This is a genomic window from Neobacillus drentensis, assembly GCF_036962765.1.
Lineage (GTDB): Bacteria > Bacillota > Bacilli > Bacillales > Cytobacillaceae > Neobacillus > Neobacillus drentensis_C.
Map to the genome: position 1 here is coordinate 1 of NZ_JBALOS010000070.1, position 15,470 is coordinate 15,470.

Consider the following 15,470-nt stretch of genomic DNA (forward strand, 5'->3'; position numbering starts at 1 on the left):
CTACTAATACCCCCTATACTTTTTATATATCGTTAGCGAAAACGTTTGCACTAATCGATAGATTCATAGTAGCACACTTTAAAATGTATGCGCAATCATTTTTTTTAAACTATCTTTTCTAAAGGGTGAAAAAGCATCAGTCGTTTCTGATGCTTTTTCGCCCTTATATTTATTTTTTTAGGACAATTACCTCAAATGGACGTAGTGCATTGGCTTCTTGACCATCGTAGTTGGAAAGGAGCATTTTATATTTTGGAAGGCTATTAACGAGTTCTTCATCGTCAATGATTAACTCGTTCTCACTAAAATTACATAAAACCAGAAGACTTTCGCTCTTCCATTTTCTTTCATAGGCAAATAATGCTGGATTGTCCTTTAATAAGAGTCGAAAATCTCCTTCGACGATTATGTCCATTTCTTTTCGGAGCGAGATTAATTTTTGATAAAAATAAAAAATCGACTGTGGATCTTCTAATGCACTTTTCACATTGATTTCTTTGTACCTCGGATTGGCATTGATCCATGGGGTTCCCGAAGTGAAGCCTCCATGGTCAGTTTCATCCCATTGAACTGGTGTTCGTGCATTGTCTCTGCCTTTTGCGTAAATCGAAGTCATGATTTCATCATGAGAATAACCCAATAATTTCCTCTCTCGATACATATTCAGCGTTTCAATATCACGGTAATCAGCTAAGGAGTTAAACTTCACATTGGTCATTCCAATCTCTTCCCCTTGATAAATATATGGGGTACCTTGCATGAAGTGTAGACAGGCAGCTAACATTTTTGCAGATTCAACACGATACTTTTGGTCGTTGCCGAAACGGGAAACAATCCTTGGCTGGTCATGATTATTCCAGTATAAACTGTTCCACCCTTTGTTATGCAAACCCACTTGCCACTTTGACAGGTTTTCCTTTAAGTCCACCAGATTTAATGGTTTTAAGTTCCACTTTCCCCCTGGCGCACTATCCAAGTCCATATGCTCAAAGGTAAAAATCATATTGACTTCATTTCTCTCGGAATTCGTATAGAGAATGGCATCTTCTGGTGTTGTTCCAGGCATTTCGCCTACCGTCATAATAGGATATTGCGATAAAACCTCCTGATTCATTTCCTTTAAAAATTCATGAATTCTTGGTCCATTCATATAGAATGGACTGCCATCTCCATATAGTTGACCTTCCGCTTGTACCCCATCGGGTAAACCTGGTTGTTTTGAAATCATATTGATAACGTCCATACGAAAGCCATCGATTCCTTTATCCAGCCAAAATTTCATCATGTTGTAAACTTCCTGTCGTAACGTTGGATTTTCCCAATTTAGGTCAGGTTGTTTTTTAGCAAATAGGTGTAAATAATATTCGTTTGTGGTTTCATCATAATCCCAGGCAGGACCACTAAAAAACGACCCCCAGTTATTCGGTTCTTTTCCTTCCTTACCTTCACACCAAATATAATAATCACGGTATGGATTATCTTTCGATTTTTTAGATTGGATAAACCATTCATGTTCATCTGAGGTGTGATTCACAACGAGATCCATGACTAATTTCATGTCTCGTTTATGTATCTCTTCAAGCATCCGGTCAAAATCAGCCATTGTGCCAAACTCTTCCATAATTTTTTGATAATCACGAATATCATAGCCATTATCATCATTAGGTGAATCATAAACAGGGCTTAACCAAATAACATCTACGCCCAGTAATTTTAAATAATCAAGTTTTTCGATGATTCCTTGGATATCACCAATTCCATCACCATTTGAATCCCTAAAGCTTCGTGGATATATTTGATATACAACACTTTTCTTCCACCACTGATCATTCAATTTCAATTGTTTCCCTCCTAACTATAAACATCCACACTATACCACAAAATCAAACCATGGGTTAATCTTTCCTGCATCAATAATTGTTTTAAAAAATCCTTACCAGCGTAAAAAGCAAGTAAGGATTTATCGTTATATACATTTAATTATTTTTGATCAGGGCTATTAACCATGATGCCCGCAACCTGAGTTAAACGGTCATAAAAGGCAAGTCCTGCAGGTTGTTGATCAAGACCAATTTCCTCAAATGCCTCTTTCATGCAGCGGAGCCAGCATGTTGCTCTTCTTGGCGTGACTTCAAATGGCAGATGCCGCGCTCTCATGGCCGGCGGGCCAAATTCCTGGCTGTAAAGGGCTGGGCCTCCTAAAAATTGCGGGAGGAACATCCGCTGCTTCCGCTTAATTTCTTCCATATCCCCTTCAAACAATGGTCTTAACTCTGGGTCAGCATATACACGCGGATAAAAGGCATTTACGAGTTTATCAATCGTTTCCTGCCCGCCAATTTCCGCATATAGCGTCTTAAATTTGTAGTCCAATGTCGTCACCATCCACTTTTATTTTTTCCCTATTTTTGATTATTATAAAGAGAAAAAGGATGGTTTTTCGTGATTTAAATCACTAAATCGAAAAACAGATAAATTTCCAAGTTTCATAAATCAAAGGAATAGCCAGAGCTCAACTCTGATAAAGGTGCTACTAATTCCACTTTAATCCGATCAGGATCTTCAAAAAAAACAGCATAATGATCATCCCCGCCTGCAAATGGATGTTTATCCTGATAAAGAATGTTTACCCCTTTGTCTTTTAATTGCGTTGTTATTTGATCAACCTGTTCTCTGGATACAGCATGAAAAGCAAGATGGTTTAGACCGACCCGTGAGCGGTGGTAAGGCACATCCAAAAAACATTCTTCTGCCTGAACAAAAACTAGATAGGTTTCGCCCTGTTTCCAGCTGATTCCTGAATCCCATTTCTGGTAGGGCTTGTATTCTAATTCCGTTAATAACCAACCCCAAAACTCACTTGATTTGCTGATGTTGGAAACATAGATTTCTAAATGATGCAGCATGGTCTCTATCTCCTTAATGGCTTACCTTATTTTTCCCAATTCCTCGATAAACGCAGGCCGGCGCTTATATTTTTCTCTTAATTCTCCAATTAGCTTATGCGAATGGATCGTTCCGCAGGCTTTTTTATAGGTTTTTATGATGGAACAAACCGTACGATATTTTTTTCGATCAGAAGCCTCCTCAGCTGAGTATTCAATATACTTAATAAAAAGGTCATTTACCTCTTCTAAGTTTTCCTTAATTAAATATGGATAAAGATCGGTTATAGCCGGGAGATAATTTTGACAATATTTTAAAAGCTCAGCAGTCAAATTTTCCTCTTTTAAGATAGAAAGGTACGCGGAGGGCAGGTAATCCATTTTATTAAAATCTGTAACAATTTTTTTCAATGTTGCTTCCCATTCGCTTGCTGCATATAACTCTTTTAGTTTTAAGTAATAGGAAAATTCATTTTTGAATAACAGTTCTCTCGCCAGCTGCTTTTGTTGTTCGATATCTCCAAGCAATTCATAGGCTTGAAATCGGTATTCCCGCCACTGATGAACAAGGCCTCGATATTCAGTGTCTGCTTGTTCTCCATCCAGACAAAGTTGAATCACTTTCTTGTAATCGCCTTTTCCTAGTTCATTAGCAATAGCCTTTTCACGAAAATCGCTATATTGGATATTCTCATAGATAAATGTATCAGCAGCGTCTCCACCATCACATCTTTCAATAATTTCGAGCTGAAGCAATTTAATTTGTTTTTTTTCAAATCTATCACTCCACGATGAATCTGTCTTCGAAAAGAAGGTTTCCAGCTGTTTTTCTAACTTTTTCCTCAAATCTTTACGAGGAGAATAATAGGTGCAAATTTTTATTAGATCATATCGCCAATCACTCCAGCCATCATAATGTACTTTTACAGCTTCTTTCATAATCGCGTCAAAAAAACCCTTTTTCTCATTTTCATTCAGATAAGGCAGACTGGAAATAACTGCATCATCAATTGTATTTATCGCCCCATTCATAACCTCACCGATAGATCCATTTGAATCATCAGCAAAATTGAGCATTTTTAAAACTGGGGGCATGACAACAAGTGATAATAAAACCGAACTCTCCCATTCACCTTGCTCTACTTTTTGCCTTGCTTTTTGGAGAGTCAACTCTGCACCTTGTAATGCAGGACCAACGTGACGCCAGTCGATAAAGCCTTTCCTTTTCGCACTATTAATAGATTCCGTAATTAGCTTTTTCGCTGATGCAATTTCGTCTTTTTGAGGAGTGTATTTAAAAAGCACACGTGTTTCAATTTCGGGGAAATCTTCTGATAGATCAAGAATAATCCTAATTAATTCTTCTTTGTTCTCATTTTTAAGGATAGTTTTTAAATCGATTTCGGTGGATCTTGAGGTAGTGTTTAAATTAGATGGATTCACGCTTTCCCCCCCCATATTAACAATATATACTAATTGTATCATGTTAAAGTTGATAGAGACTTGAAAAATCTTGTTCATGCGGTGGCCTTTGCCCTTCATGCCGCTTCTGATGGACAAATCTCTTATTCTTGCGGCCACTTTTGTCCTTCATGCCGCTTATGATGGACAAATCTCTTGCTCTAGCGGCCACTTTTGTCTTTCATACTGCTTATGATGGACAAATCTCTTGCTCTTACGGCACTTTTGTCTTTCATACTACTTATGTGGACAAATCTTTTATTCTTGCGGCCACTTTTGTCCTTCATGCCGCTTATGATGGACAAATCTCTTGCTTCTGCAGAAAGTATTGTCCTTTATGCCGCTTATGATGGACAACATCCTAGTTTCTGTGGCCTTAGAAAAGGGAGCTTGTGTTAAAGATTGATGATTGATAACAAATTTTCAATCAAAAGAGAAGCAATATCTCAGAAAACATCCTTATACAAAAACGCCGATAACCACAAGGGTTATCGGCGTTTTTTATCTTCGTTACAGTTTTGCTCCATTCGTAGCAATAACATCTTTATACCAGAAAAACGACTTTTTCTTCCTGCGTTCCAATGTACCACTGCCATCATCATGTTTATCGACGTAAATGTAACCATAGCGCTTCGACATTTCACCTGATGATGCACTAACTAAGTCTATGCATCCCCAGCTGGTATAGCCCATTAGTTCAACGCCATCTTCAATCGCTTCACCCATGGCATTGATATGTTCACGTAAATACTCAATCCGGTAATCATCATTGATAGAACCGTCTTCCTCAACCTTGTCATATGCGCCTAACCCATTTTCCACGACAAACAATGGAACCTGGTATCTGTCATATAATTTGTTTAAGCTAATGCGTAAACCGGTTGGATCAATTTCCCAACCCCAATCGCTTGCTTTAAGGAATGGATTTTTCACTCCGCCGATGATATTTCCTTGTGATGCTTCCAGCTCAGATTTTACTTTCTTCTCCGTACGAGACATGTAATAACTGAAACCAATATAGTCGACAGTACCTTCCTTAATGATCTCCAAATCGCCTTCTTGAATTTCTAATTCAATATTATGCTCTTTAAAATAGCGTTTAACAAATGCCGGATATTCGCCGCGCACTTGTACATCCGCACAGAAATGGTTAAACAAACGCTCTTCTTGCAGGGCATGCATAACGTTTTCTGGATTCGAATCGAAAGAGTAAACCGGCGCAAAGATAATCATACAGCCAATTTTTGCATCAGGAATGATTTTGTGGCAAGCTTTTACGGCAATCGCACTAGCCACAAATTGATGATGGAATGCTTGGAATGTTGGCTGATATTTGTCTTCCTCTTTATGAATCGAGAACCCTAGACCCATGATCGGCATGACCAAACCACTATTGATTTCATTGAATGTCATCCAGTTTTTCACTTTATCCTTGTAACGATTGAAAATAGTATTTACGTATCGTTCGAAGAAAGTTACAACCTTGCGATTTCTCCAGCCGCCATATTCTTTAACCAGGTTAACCGGCATTTCATAATGTGAGATGGTTACAACAGGCTCAATTCCATACTTGTGCAATTCATCAAATACTCGGTCATAGAATGCCAACCCTTCTTCATTTGCTTCTAACTCATCGCCGTTCGGAAAAATCCGCGTCCAAGCAATTGACATCCGAAATGCCTTGAAGCCCATTTCAGCAAACAACGCAATATCTTCTTTGTAACGATGGTAGAAGTCAATGCCCTCATGATTTGGATAACTGTACTTTTCTTTTTCGATTTCAAAATTAAAGCCAGGAGTTTGCAGAATGGAAAGTCGCTCTTTTCCACCTGGTAGAACATCTGCAATGTTCAATCCTTTATGACCTTCATAAAATCCGCCTTCCATTTGGTTAGCCGCGGTAGCACCGCCCCATAAAAATCCTTTAGGAAATTTCGTTTCATTTGTATTCATTTCATTTCACCTCATAAGTTTTATAGTTTTGTAGATAAAGTCTTTAATGCTTATATATCGGAATAGGTAAGGGGGAAAAATCTCCCCCTTATGAACCTACACTAATAATGCCATGAATGCTTCACTGCTATTAACCTTGCCCTCTTTAACAGGTTTAATTGATCGATAACGATCTGGATTTGTAATGATAACTGGTGTAATTAAGTCATAACCTTCAGACCTAATGGCATCTAAGTCAAAGGTTACTAGTGTATCTCCCACTTCAACAAATTCCCCATCTTTCACATGGGATGTAAAATGTTTACCATTAAGCTTCACTGTATCGATCCCAACGTGGATGAGAATTTCCGCGCCATTATCACTTGTGATGCCAATGGCGTGCTTTGTTTTAAAAATGGTTGTTATTTTTCCAGCTACTGGAGAGACTACCTTCCCTTCTTCTGGTTGAATAGCGAATCCTCTACCCATGATACCGCTTGAGAACGTGGCATCATTAACTTCGCTTAGTGGTTTGACTAGACCTTTAATAGGACTGTATAACTGTTCTGCCGCAACAACTAAATCTGAATGTAAATCTGCTGGTTTCTCTTCTGTTGCAGATGTATCCGCTTCTTCTTCACTTTCGACATCTTCAAACCCCATAATATACGTTGCAATCGCTCCGGCCGCGAAAGCAATTGGTAATCCTATAACGGCCCAAACAAAAGTTTCTCCGATAAAGGACGCAATGCCTGGTAAACCTACATTACCACCCATAATGAAATATTTTACACCTACTGCGCTATAGTAGGCTCCTCCAACAGCGCCTCCAATTAATCCGCCAATAAAAGGCTTTTTCAAACGCATGTTCACTCCGTACATTGCGGGTTCGGTAATACCCATAACGGCTGTTAAGCTTGTTGTCATCGCAAGAGACTTAAAAGACTTGTTTTTAGAACGTAAGGATACTGCAAATGCAGCGCCTGCTTGGCCCAAATTGGCCATGAACATGGAAGGCAAGATCACGTCGTAGCCTTTTGTTGCAAGATTGTTCATCGCAATTGGAATAAATGCATAGTGCATACCAGTCATAATGATTAATGACCATGTACCGCCTAGGATTAAACCTGCAAAGATCCAACCATGTTCGAATAATGCGCCAACTCCTAATGAAAGCCAGTTTCCGATAACTGAACCAAGCGGTCCAACTGCAATTAAGGTACAAGGTACAACAATCAATATCGTAAGCGTTGGAACAAGAATCAGTTTAAACATGCTTGGAATAATACGGTCCACCCATTTTTCTACATTTGCTGCAATCCAAATAGCTAATAAGATGGGGATAACCGTTGATGAATAGGTGACTGCGGTTACAGGCAATCCAAGGAAGGCAACCGGTTTACCTGAACCTAATAAAGCTGTTAAGGTTGGGTGTAAAAGTGCTGCTGCAATGGTTGCTGCCACATAAACGTTGCTGCCAAATTTTCTTGCTGCGCTAACTGCGAGTAAAATAGGCAAGAAATAAAAGGCACCATCACCAATCGCATTTAAAATTGTATAAACTTGGCTCTTATCAGAAAGCCAGCCAAATGTAAGGGCAATCGCTAACAGCCCTTTGATCATCCCAGCACCAGCAATGGCTGGCAGAATTGGGGTGAACACACCTGAGATCAGATCAAAGATGGCACTGATCACATTTTTATTTTTTCCTGATTTCTTGCCATTGCTATCTGCTTTAATGGAACTGTTTCCTAAAATTGCGTTATATACTTTAGGAACATCATTTCCGATAATAATCTGAAATTGATCACCGCTAATATTTGTTCCCATAACTCCAGCTACTTTTTCGATCTTTTTTCGGTCTACTTTACTTTTATCATGTAAGTTAAAGCGAAGCCTTGTCATACAGTGAATCACATGTTGAACATTTTCTTCTCCGCCGACAAGTTCAATTATTTCTTTAGCCGAATTATTGTAATTCATGTGAGATTCCTCCTTATTTATTAAAAAAAATAACCTGAGCAGCAGGAGTCCACAAAAAATCAGAACTCGAGCTCCTCAGGTTTTGCCTGCCTTACCAGTAACAATCCTGTTTTGATATTTTTAAGTTTTGAAGAAGCCGCTCATTCAATCGGAAGCTTTGGCCAGTAACTTACGATCGTACTTCTGCCTCTCAGGAGAGAATAAAAAAAACCTAAATTGCCCGCCATAAAAATATGACATCACAATTTAGGTTTTGCCTGCATAATCAGTAACAATCCTAATCAATTAATATTAATTTATAAGTACATACTAGCATGCGCTTTCATTTCATGTCAACGCTTTCTTTTTAAAAAACTAGTTTCGATTAACGACTCGCTCAATATGAATAGTTAGGTACGCTATTTCTTCCTTTGTTATTATATGACCATGTGTTTTCTCAATAAATCCTTTTATTTTTTCGGTACAGCCAAAGGCTTCTGGATACTTAATTTTGACCATGTCATAAAGATAATCGTCTGAGTTATCCAAGTTGTTTTCACTAAAAAGGCGTTGCGTAAAAAACTTTAAATGGGTAAGGAAACGAAAATAATTCAAGGATTCCTCATCAATTTCGATTTTGAAATGATATTTGACAATGTTTAAGATATCTTGAATTAATTTTGTAATATTAACTATATTGGGCATTTCTTCGTTTAACTCCGCATTGACGATATGCATGGCGATAAAGCCAGCTTCATCTTCGGGAAGAGTAATCCCAAGCATCTCATCAATCTTTTTTATTGCCTTTACACCAATCGCAAATTCGTCACTATAAATTCTTTTAATCTCCCATAGCAGCGCATTGGAGATTAGTAAACCCTTTTTATTTCTTTCAATCGCAAAAGTGATATGGTCTGTTAATGATACGTAAATACTGTCATTTAACTTTTTCCCCAATTTCTCCTTGGCGTATGAAATAATTCTTTCTGAAACATCCATGTATTCTAGAGGAATATCGTATAGTAACGTTTTAAACTTTTCTGAAACATCTTTATTGTCTAATTTGAAGGTCTTCTCGATCTTACTTTCATCCACTTCTTCCCCGGGTCTCTTTTGAAAAGCGATCCCTCGGCCCATTATCACTAATTCTTTATTCTGAGCATCCAAAACACTGATAACATTATTATTAATCACCTTTGCGATTTTCATATAAATCACCTTTTTTGGAAGTATTTATAAAAAAAAACCTAAAACTAATAAAGAAAATATTAGTTTTAGGTTTTGCCTGATTTAACAGTAACAATCCTATTTATTAAAAGTTAATTCAAATATTATCATTTTTTAAAAAAGCTTGCAATGGTTTTTGGTTCCAAGGTCCTTTCCTTCTATTTATCACCTGCTTTAATTTGGTTCATAAGTAATACTGCTTCTACTGAGGTCCACTCTTGTTTATAATCGGTTGAAATTTTTTTCAACAAGGGCATGGCGGCTTTGGTATTTCCAGCCTCCATCAATTTCTTTGCTTTACCAAGCAGCAGGTCATCCTTATATGGTGAAAAGACATAGTGCTGACTAGTTTCGGAAAGAAAGCGATCATAAAAGAAGAAAATATTTTCCTGCTCATTCAATCTTTGCTTCGCTTCAATTAAAAAGAACAAGGCGTCATCTGAAAAATATTCATTTGGCATTAGTGATAGACTCTTTTCCATTTGCACCTCTGCCGTCTTGTAATCCTTATTTCTAAATGCTGCTAGCCCTTTTCGATAATTGCTTAAACCAGCAATAGGAGATGAATCTATCCTGTCAAAATCCCCAAGGCTTTTGGTGTCATTTCGTTTCGGCTGCTTTTGCTGCCCACCACTCTGTTCCTTTGATACAACCGCTATTTCCTTTTCAAAAGTGTCTGTTTTGTGGATACTTCCATGTTGCTCAATCCCTGGCTTCGTTTCTTTTATTTCTTTTTGTTGGCTGAAAACCAGTACACCAACCCCTCCAATTAATAAAGAAGCTACCAAACTTGAACCTATGAAAAGACGCTTTGGCCACCCCTTATTGAAGGATATTTTTCCCGTAACAACCGGTTCAGTTAACTGATGTTTATCTAACATTTGTTCCAATTCGCGAATGACTGAACTGTTTTTTACATAAAGCGGAAACTGATTTAATGCTTGTGATACACTTTCTTCTTCCCCTGAAACAATCAAAGTCAATAAATAGGCATGGTAAAAATCAACCGGTAATGGAATTTGCGTTTGAAAAGAAAGAAGATCATGAAAAATATTTTTCGCCCTATGGACTCCACCGGACTGGGCGAAATGGAGTGCCTGATTGTATTTCAGGTAAAGCTCATCATAGAGGGGAATTTTCTCCTCAACCATTTGTTTATAAATAAGAAGGTTAGCATCTGGTGCGTTTTCCCATTTTTTCAGTGCTTGATATGGGAATCCCGCAAGAACATAAACTACCCCTAGCGCCCAGCTAGCTTCACTCCATAAGGGATATTCATTAACAATCGATTCTAAAATAATGACTGCCTCGTCATACCTCTCCACCTGTAAGGATTGAATGGCCAGATTATACGATAGAACCTCCATCTGATCCTCCTCTAAACCCAATACATGAACTTGTCTAGTTTGACCATTCCTGAAATGAACCTAAATAAAGACACTTTAAAAACCCCCTATGTGGATTAATAAATGGTAATGACTTTTGCTTCACGAATAAGCCTTCCTGTATGTTTATCACGGAAACCACGTTCGTGAACCCCAAATACTTGGAACTTTTGTAATTCTGCTTGGAAGCTCTCTGGTATGGTTCCAATACTTGTCATCGTATCGCCATTAATAAATTGACCTAATGATTTAATTTCCTCAATTCCTTGCGACTCTAGTATCTTGAGGTAATCATTAATGATTACTTCTATCTGTTCTCCCCATTCTTTGAGATTCATCTTAAGAGCTGATTGAAAGATTAAATCCATCGCATCGACCGCTTGAATGGTTAATTGGATGAGTTCATTCACTTCCTGTTGCTGGTCTTTCCCAATCTCTTCAGGTTCGGAATCCATCCTCGTGATTGGCTTTAATTCTTGCAGCACTTTTCTAAACTCTTGAATGTACGTACTCTCTGTGGTCACCGTTCGCATCCCTCCCGTGTTTCTGGTTCAATGTTTTCTTTATCTTTTTAAACGGTCATGGTGATATATATGATGTACATCCCTTATCTTTTCTCGAATTTAATTAAAAAAAGCATGTTAAAGGTCATTGTTGATTTTTTTACTATGTTGATTGGAGACGAGGAGGCTCCCCGCAAAGCCCGAGGAAACCGAAGCGCCTGGAGCGCAGATCACAGGCAACTTTAACGCAGCCTAAAAAAAGAAACACCCTATGAAAACAGCAAATACTGACTGTTTCACATAGGGTGTCATCTATGAGAATAATTTTTGAAGAAGGCTCTAGGATAAAATCGCTTGATTGTCCTTTTCCCTATGAACGGCATCGACAACCAAGGCAATATCATGATAACGAGTAAAATCATTTTATTTTTTCTCATCCATATGCCATTCCTTTTTCTTTATAGAATGCACAAATTGGAAAAATTTATTTATGATTTTATAAAAATACTTTTTTCATTAAATTGGAAATCCATATAAAAGCTATTTTTTTGTATAAAAAGCAAGTCCCCACAAAAAAAGCGGCAGCAGTCCAGCTAGTCTAATCCAGCCCTCGGCACCACCGACATATACTGATATGGTTGGGACAGCAAGGGCAATCCCACTCCAAAAAAATGCTTTCCATGATTTCTTCCAAACACCGATAACAAACAGCAGTGCAGCTGCGCCAACTAGTAGCCAATAGACGATTCCTACCAAGAAAAAATCCATTCTTTCTCCCCCTTTAAATGATATCTACTATCTATTTATCATATGAATTCGCCAACAAACTGTCCGTACACTTTTTGAAATTCAGCCATTCAGTTTCATTTAGCATAGTATCAACTAATTACCATTTGTGTTAATATTATCTAGGGTAGTTATGCAAAAATTCAATCTTATTTAATGATAGGAGTTTTAATCATGGGTAACGTTCAAAAAGTAGGACAAATCGGTGTTCCTGTAACGGATTTGGAAAGAGCCATTTATTTTTATAAGGATTTACTAGATTTACCGCTACTTTTTAATACTGATACGATGGCCTTCTTTGAATGCAATGGCCTTCGCCTTTTTTTAAGCTTACCTGAGAATGAAGTATTCGCTCACTCCAGTTCGGTCATTTATTTTCAGGTCGAGAATATTAAAGAAACATACCAAAAAATGATTGAAAAAGGTGTCAACTTTATCGACGAACCGCACATCGTTGCAAAAGTTGGCCAAACAGAAACCTGGATGACATTTTTTAAAGATACAGAAGAAAACACCCATGCTTTAATGAGTGAAGTATGAAAGATACAAGGATGTCGTTGAAACAACGAATAAAGTTCTAACCATCCCTCAAAGCTTTAAGATGGGGAGAATGGTGTCATGAAAGGTAGAAGGGAGAAAATAACATGTTAAAACGTCCTTTAGATGGTGAGTACCCAGAATATTATACACCGTATGTAAATCTAGTTTCGGAAGATAATCTCTTAACCATTTTGAAAGAGAATTTGGTAAAAACGATTGAGCTTTTTGAGTCGCTATCAGAGGAAGATGGCCTATTTCGTTATGCAGAAAATAAATGGAGCATCAAAGAAGTGCTTGGTCATATGGCAGATACGGAAAGAATTATGAGCTATCGTCTGCTCCGGGTTGGACGGGGAGACAAGACCGCACTAGCTGGTTTTAACGAGAACGATTATGTAAAAAGCTCCCAGATTAACAATTTACCGATCAAAAATATCCTTGAGGATTTTATAGCAACTAGAAAAGCTACGCTTACTTTATTTCAAAATATGCCGGAAGATGCTTGGGCAAACATTGGCTTTGCCAATAACAATGAAGTCACCGCCCGTGCCATCGCCTATATTATTACAGGCCACGCACTCCACCATTGCAATATTATTACTGAAAGATACCTGACATTATTGAAATAAACAAAATTGAAGCCCGTGAGATTATCTGAGCTCACGGGCTTAAATAAAGATTGCGAACATTTGTTCTTTGTTTTATAATAGAAATATCGGTAATAATAAGAAGTGGGACGCTCTAAATAGATTGTCCAGTTATATCCGATGAGGATCTCGAAAAATACTTTTAAATTGAGGAGAGATTGATTATGACAGTACGTTTGATTCCCTATTTAGTGATGAATGGAAATGCGAAGGAAGCAATTCAATTTTATGAAAAGGCTTTAAATGCACAAGTTCTTTTTTCTCAATCTTTCGGAGAAATGCCAGAAAATCCGGAATTTCCACTACCTGCCGAAGCGAAAGATCTTGTAAGTCATGCGACGATTAAAGTGGGCGAAACCGAATTAATGTTTTCTGATACATTCCCTGGCCAGCCGCATCAAAGCGGAAATCAAGTTACCATTTGTATTTCAACGAACGACGCAGACCAAGCACATAAATTCTTTGAAGCCTTACAAGAAGGCGGCCAAGTAACCATGCCGCTTCAAGAAACGTTTTTCAGTCCTGCATACGGCAATTTAACAGATAAGTTTGGTGTAAGTTTCCAAATCTTCACTGAGGGCAAGCAACATTAAAATCGTACATACACCAAGGAAACAGATTAGCCCGGTCCAGTTGTGACCGGGCTTTTTTTTAGTTCCAATAAATTTATAATGGTAGATTTACCTGCCATGAAACGCCGAATTTATCAACTACCCAGCCAAACTTTTTGCTAAAGCCGTAATGATCTAACGGCATTAATAAGGCGCCTCCACTTGATAAGTTTTCATATAGTCGGTTTATTTCCTCGTCTGTATCACAAGTAATATAGATGGAGAACGAGGGAGTAAACGTAAAATCATGTTTTATATTACTATCAATGCACATGAACTCCTGACCTTTAAGGGAAAAGGATGCATGCATAACCGTTCCCTCTTCTCCCGGTCCGTTTGCCCCATAACGGGTAAGACTAGTTATTTCTGAGTCTTCAAATAAAGATATGTAATAATTCATCGCTGCTTCTGCATTTCCTTGAAACATTAAAAATGGTGTAACTTTTGACATTTTAAACATCCTCCCTTAAATTGGCTGGTCTCCATCTTCTATCTGATGTCAATTTCCCAAAATCTATCATCATAAATTTATATAGACTGGGAAAATACTTCTTGAATTTGTTCTTTCATATATTTTTTAGGCTTTTGATAGTTTATTGGCTTATAAATGAGCTTATTATTAAATTTATTTAATTCAATTGGAACTGCGTTCATAATATCATTTCCAGTAGGATATTGCATTTGAATGAATTTGACTATTTCAATACTGACACCAACAACGCTCCTGTTATGTGTTTTTGTAAACAAAAAAACTAATCAAGTGCTGATTAGTTTTTTAACCCATTTTTGAACGTGAAACGGCTGGCTGATATTTTCGCATTGGTGCCTTTTCTAGCACTTCTTGAAGATAGAGATTACCGTTCGGACTTGTTTTTTTGAGCAGTTCCAATAAGTATGTAATATCGTCTAGTGCTCTATGTGTTTGGTAGTCTGTAATGTTGTGTGCTTGTAATAGGGTTAGTAATTTTCCATTTGGATAGCCGTAATTTTTCCAAGGGATGTTTCTCATGGTGCAATACCATTTCAGGTCGTTGACTTCCGGATACATATGATAAAGAAAACTTCTGTCAAAGGAAGCATTATGGGCAAACACCGAATCGGCACGATGGAAGTATGTCTTGATTTTTACATCATAAAAGCTTTTCCCTTGAACTAACTCGTAAGGGATACCATGAACCCGATAGGCTGAGTCATAATTGTTCCTAGCTGTACGGGACAGCGGCTCACGCAAAAAGGAATCTTCATCGATAATATCGATCACCTCGCCAGTATCTGCCCGATAGGAAAATAATTTCATGGCAAGCTCAATTACTTCATCCTTGGTCGGACCTAAACCGGTTGTCTCAACATCTAATACTAAACCCAATTTTTCAGATCTCATCTCAATGACCATCCCTTAATCCTAAACTTTATTCCCATTATACCAAAGGTCGCAATGGTACTCTATCTCCAAAAAGTTCCTTCATGTGAATCCTGAAAAGAAGGGCCCTCTTCTGAGTAACCGTGACTGATATTTTTCCACGTCTTCGGG

General features: G+C 37.8%; 16 protein-coding genes. 3 read left to right on the forward strand and 13 right to left on the reverse strand.

Translation table 11 applies throughout. The features are described from left to right. Nucleotides 1–169 precede the first annotated feature (169 nt). The 10 genes from V7137_RS10530 to V7137_RS10575 form a co-directional block, all read right to left on the reverse strand. Nucleotides 170–1,840 (reverse strand): glycoside hydrolase family 13 protein, encoded by a 1,671-nt coding sequence (locus V7137_RS10530; RefSeq protein WP_335698044.1) that lies wholly within the window; start codon nucleotides 1,838–1,840, stop codon nucleotides 170–172. Between the two features lie 140 nt (nucleotides 1,841–1,980). Beyond that, entirely contained in the window at nucleotides 1,981–2,385 is a 405-nt protein-coding gene (locus tag V7137_RS10535; RefSeq protein ID WP_420490115.1) for a globin, read from the reverse strand. A gap of 101 nt (nucleotides 2,386–2,486) precedes the next feature. Then, a complete protein-coding gene (locus V7137_RS10540; RefSeq protein ID WP_335698046.1) occupies nucleotides 2,487–2,906 on the reverse strand; it encodes a VOC family protein in 420 nt (139 codons plus the stop codon). Between the two features lie 21 nt (nucleotides 2,907–2,927). Then, nucleotides 2,928–4,328 carry a hypothetical protein gene (locus V7137_RS10545; protein ID WP_335698047.1) on the reverse strand — a complete coding sequence of 467 codons (1,401 nt, stop codon included), beginning with the start codon at nucleotides 4,326–4,328 and terminating at the stop codon, nucleotides 2,928–2,930. A gap of 528 nt (nucleotides 4,329–4,856) precedes the next feature. Beyond that, complete coding sequence (locus V7137_RS10550; RefSeq protein ID WP_335698048.1) at nucleotides 4,857–6,299, reverse strand: glycoside hydrolase family 1 protein; 1,443 nt, start codon at nucleotides 6,297–6,299, stop codon at nucleotides 4,857–4,859. 96 nt (nucleotides 6,300–6,395) lie between these two features. Next, nucleotides 6,396–8,261 carry a beta-glucoside-specific PTS transporter subunit IIABC gene (locus tag V7137_RS10555; protein WP_335698049.1) on the reverse strand — a complete coding sequence of 622 codons (1,866 nt, stop codon included), beginning with the start codon at nucleotides 8,259–8,261 and terminating at the stop codon, nucleotides 6,396–6,398. Nucleotides 8,262–8,615: 354 nt separating this feature from the next. After that, on the reverse strand, nucleotides 8,616–9,449 hold the full coding sequence (licT, locus tag V7137_RS10560) for a BglG family transcription antiterminator LicT (RefSeq protein WP_335698050.1): 834 nt from the start codon (nucleotides 9,447–9,449) through the stop codon (nucleotides 8,616–8,618). Between the two features lie 176 nt (nucleotides 9,450–9,625). Continuing rightward, entirely contained in the window at nucleotides 9,626–10,834 is a 1,209-nt protein-coding gene (locus V7137_RS10565) for a tetratricopeptide repeat protein (RefSeq protein WP_335698051.1), read from the reverse strand. A gap of 95 nt (nucleotides 10,835–10,929) precedes the next feature. Further along, nucleotides 10,930–11,376, reverse strand: a complete 447-nt coding sequence (grpE, locus tag V7137_RS10570) for a nucleotide exchange factor GrpE (RefSeq protein WP_335698052.1) — start codon at nucleotides 11,374–11,376, stop codon at nucleotides 10,930–10,932. Nucleotides 11,377–11,895: 519 nt separating this feature from the next. After that, a complete protein-coding gene (locus V7137_RS10575) occupies nucleotides 11,896–12,123 on the reverse strand; it encodes a hypothetical protein (protein WP_335698053.1) in 228 nt (75 codons plus the stop codon). 192 nt (nucleotides 12,124–12,315) lie between these two features. Between V7137_RS10575 and V7137_RS10580 the strand changes: the two genes are divergently transcribed. The 3 genes from V7137_RS10580 (at nucleotide 12,316) to V7137_RS10590 (ending at nucleotide 13,921) form a co-directional block, all read left to right on the forward strand. Beyond that, on the forward strand, nucleotides 12,316–12,681 hold the full coding sequence (locus tag V7137_RS10580) for a VOC family protein (protein WP_335698054.1): 366 nt from the start codon (nucleotides 12,316–12,318) through the stop codon (nucleotides 12,679–12,681). A 104-nt stretch (nucleotides 12,682–12,785) separates the two neighbouring features. Further along, a complete protein-coding gene (locus V7137_RS10585) occupies nucleotides 12,786–13,310 on the forward strand; it encodes a DinB family protein (protein ID WP_335698055.1) in 525 nt (174 codons plus the stop codon). A gap of 182 nt (nucleotides 13,311–13,492) precedes the next feature. Continuing rightward, nucleotides 13,493–13,921, forward strand: coding sequence for a VOC family protein (locus tag V7137_RS10590; protein ID WP_335698056.1), 429 nt, complete (start codon nucleotides 13,493–13,495; stop codon nucleotides 13,919–13,921). 73 nt (nucleotides 13,922–13,994) lie between these two features. Here V7137_RS10590 and V7137_RS10595 read toward each other — a convergent pair whose 3' ends face one another. The 3 genes from V7137_RS10595 to V7137_RS10600 form a co-directional block, all read right to left on the reverse strand. Further along, on the reverse strand, nucleotides 13,995–14,390 hold the full coding sequence (locus V7137_RS10595) for a VOC family protein (protein WP_335698057.1): 396 nt from the start codon (nucleotides 14,388–14,390) through the stop codon (nucleotides 13,995–13,997). 77 nt (nucleotides 14,391–14,467) lie between these two features. Further along, a complete protein-coding gene (locus V7137_RS30660; RefSeq protein WP_420490116.1) occupies nucleotides 14,468–14,686 on the reverse strand; it encodes a DUF6933 domain-containing protein in 219 nt (72 codons plus the stop codon). A gap of 28 nt (nucleotides 14,687–14,714) precedes the next feature. After that, nucleotides 14,715–15,320, reverse strand: a complete 606-nt coding sequence (locus V7137_RS10600) for an exonuclease domain-containing protein (RefSeq protein ID WP_335698058.1) — start codon at nucleotides 15,318–15,320, stop codon at nucleotides 14,715–14,717. Nucleotides 15,321–15,470: the final 150 nt, after the last annotated feature.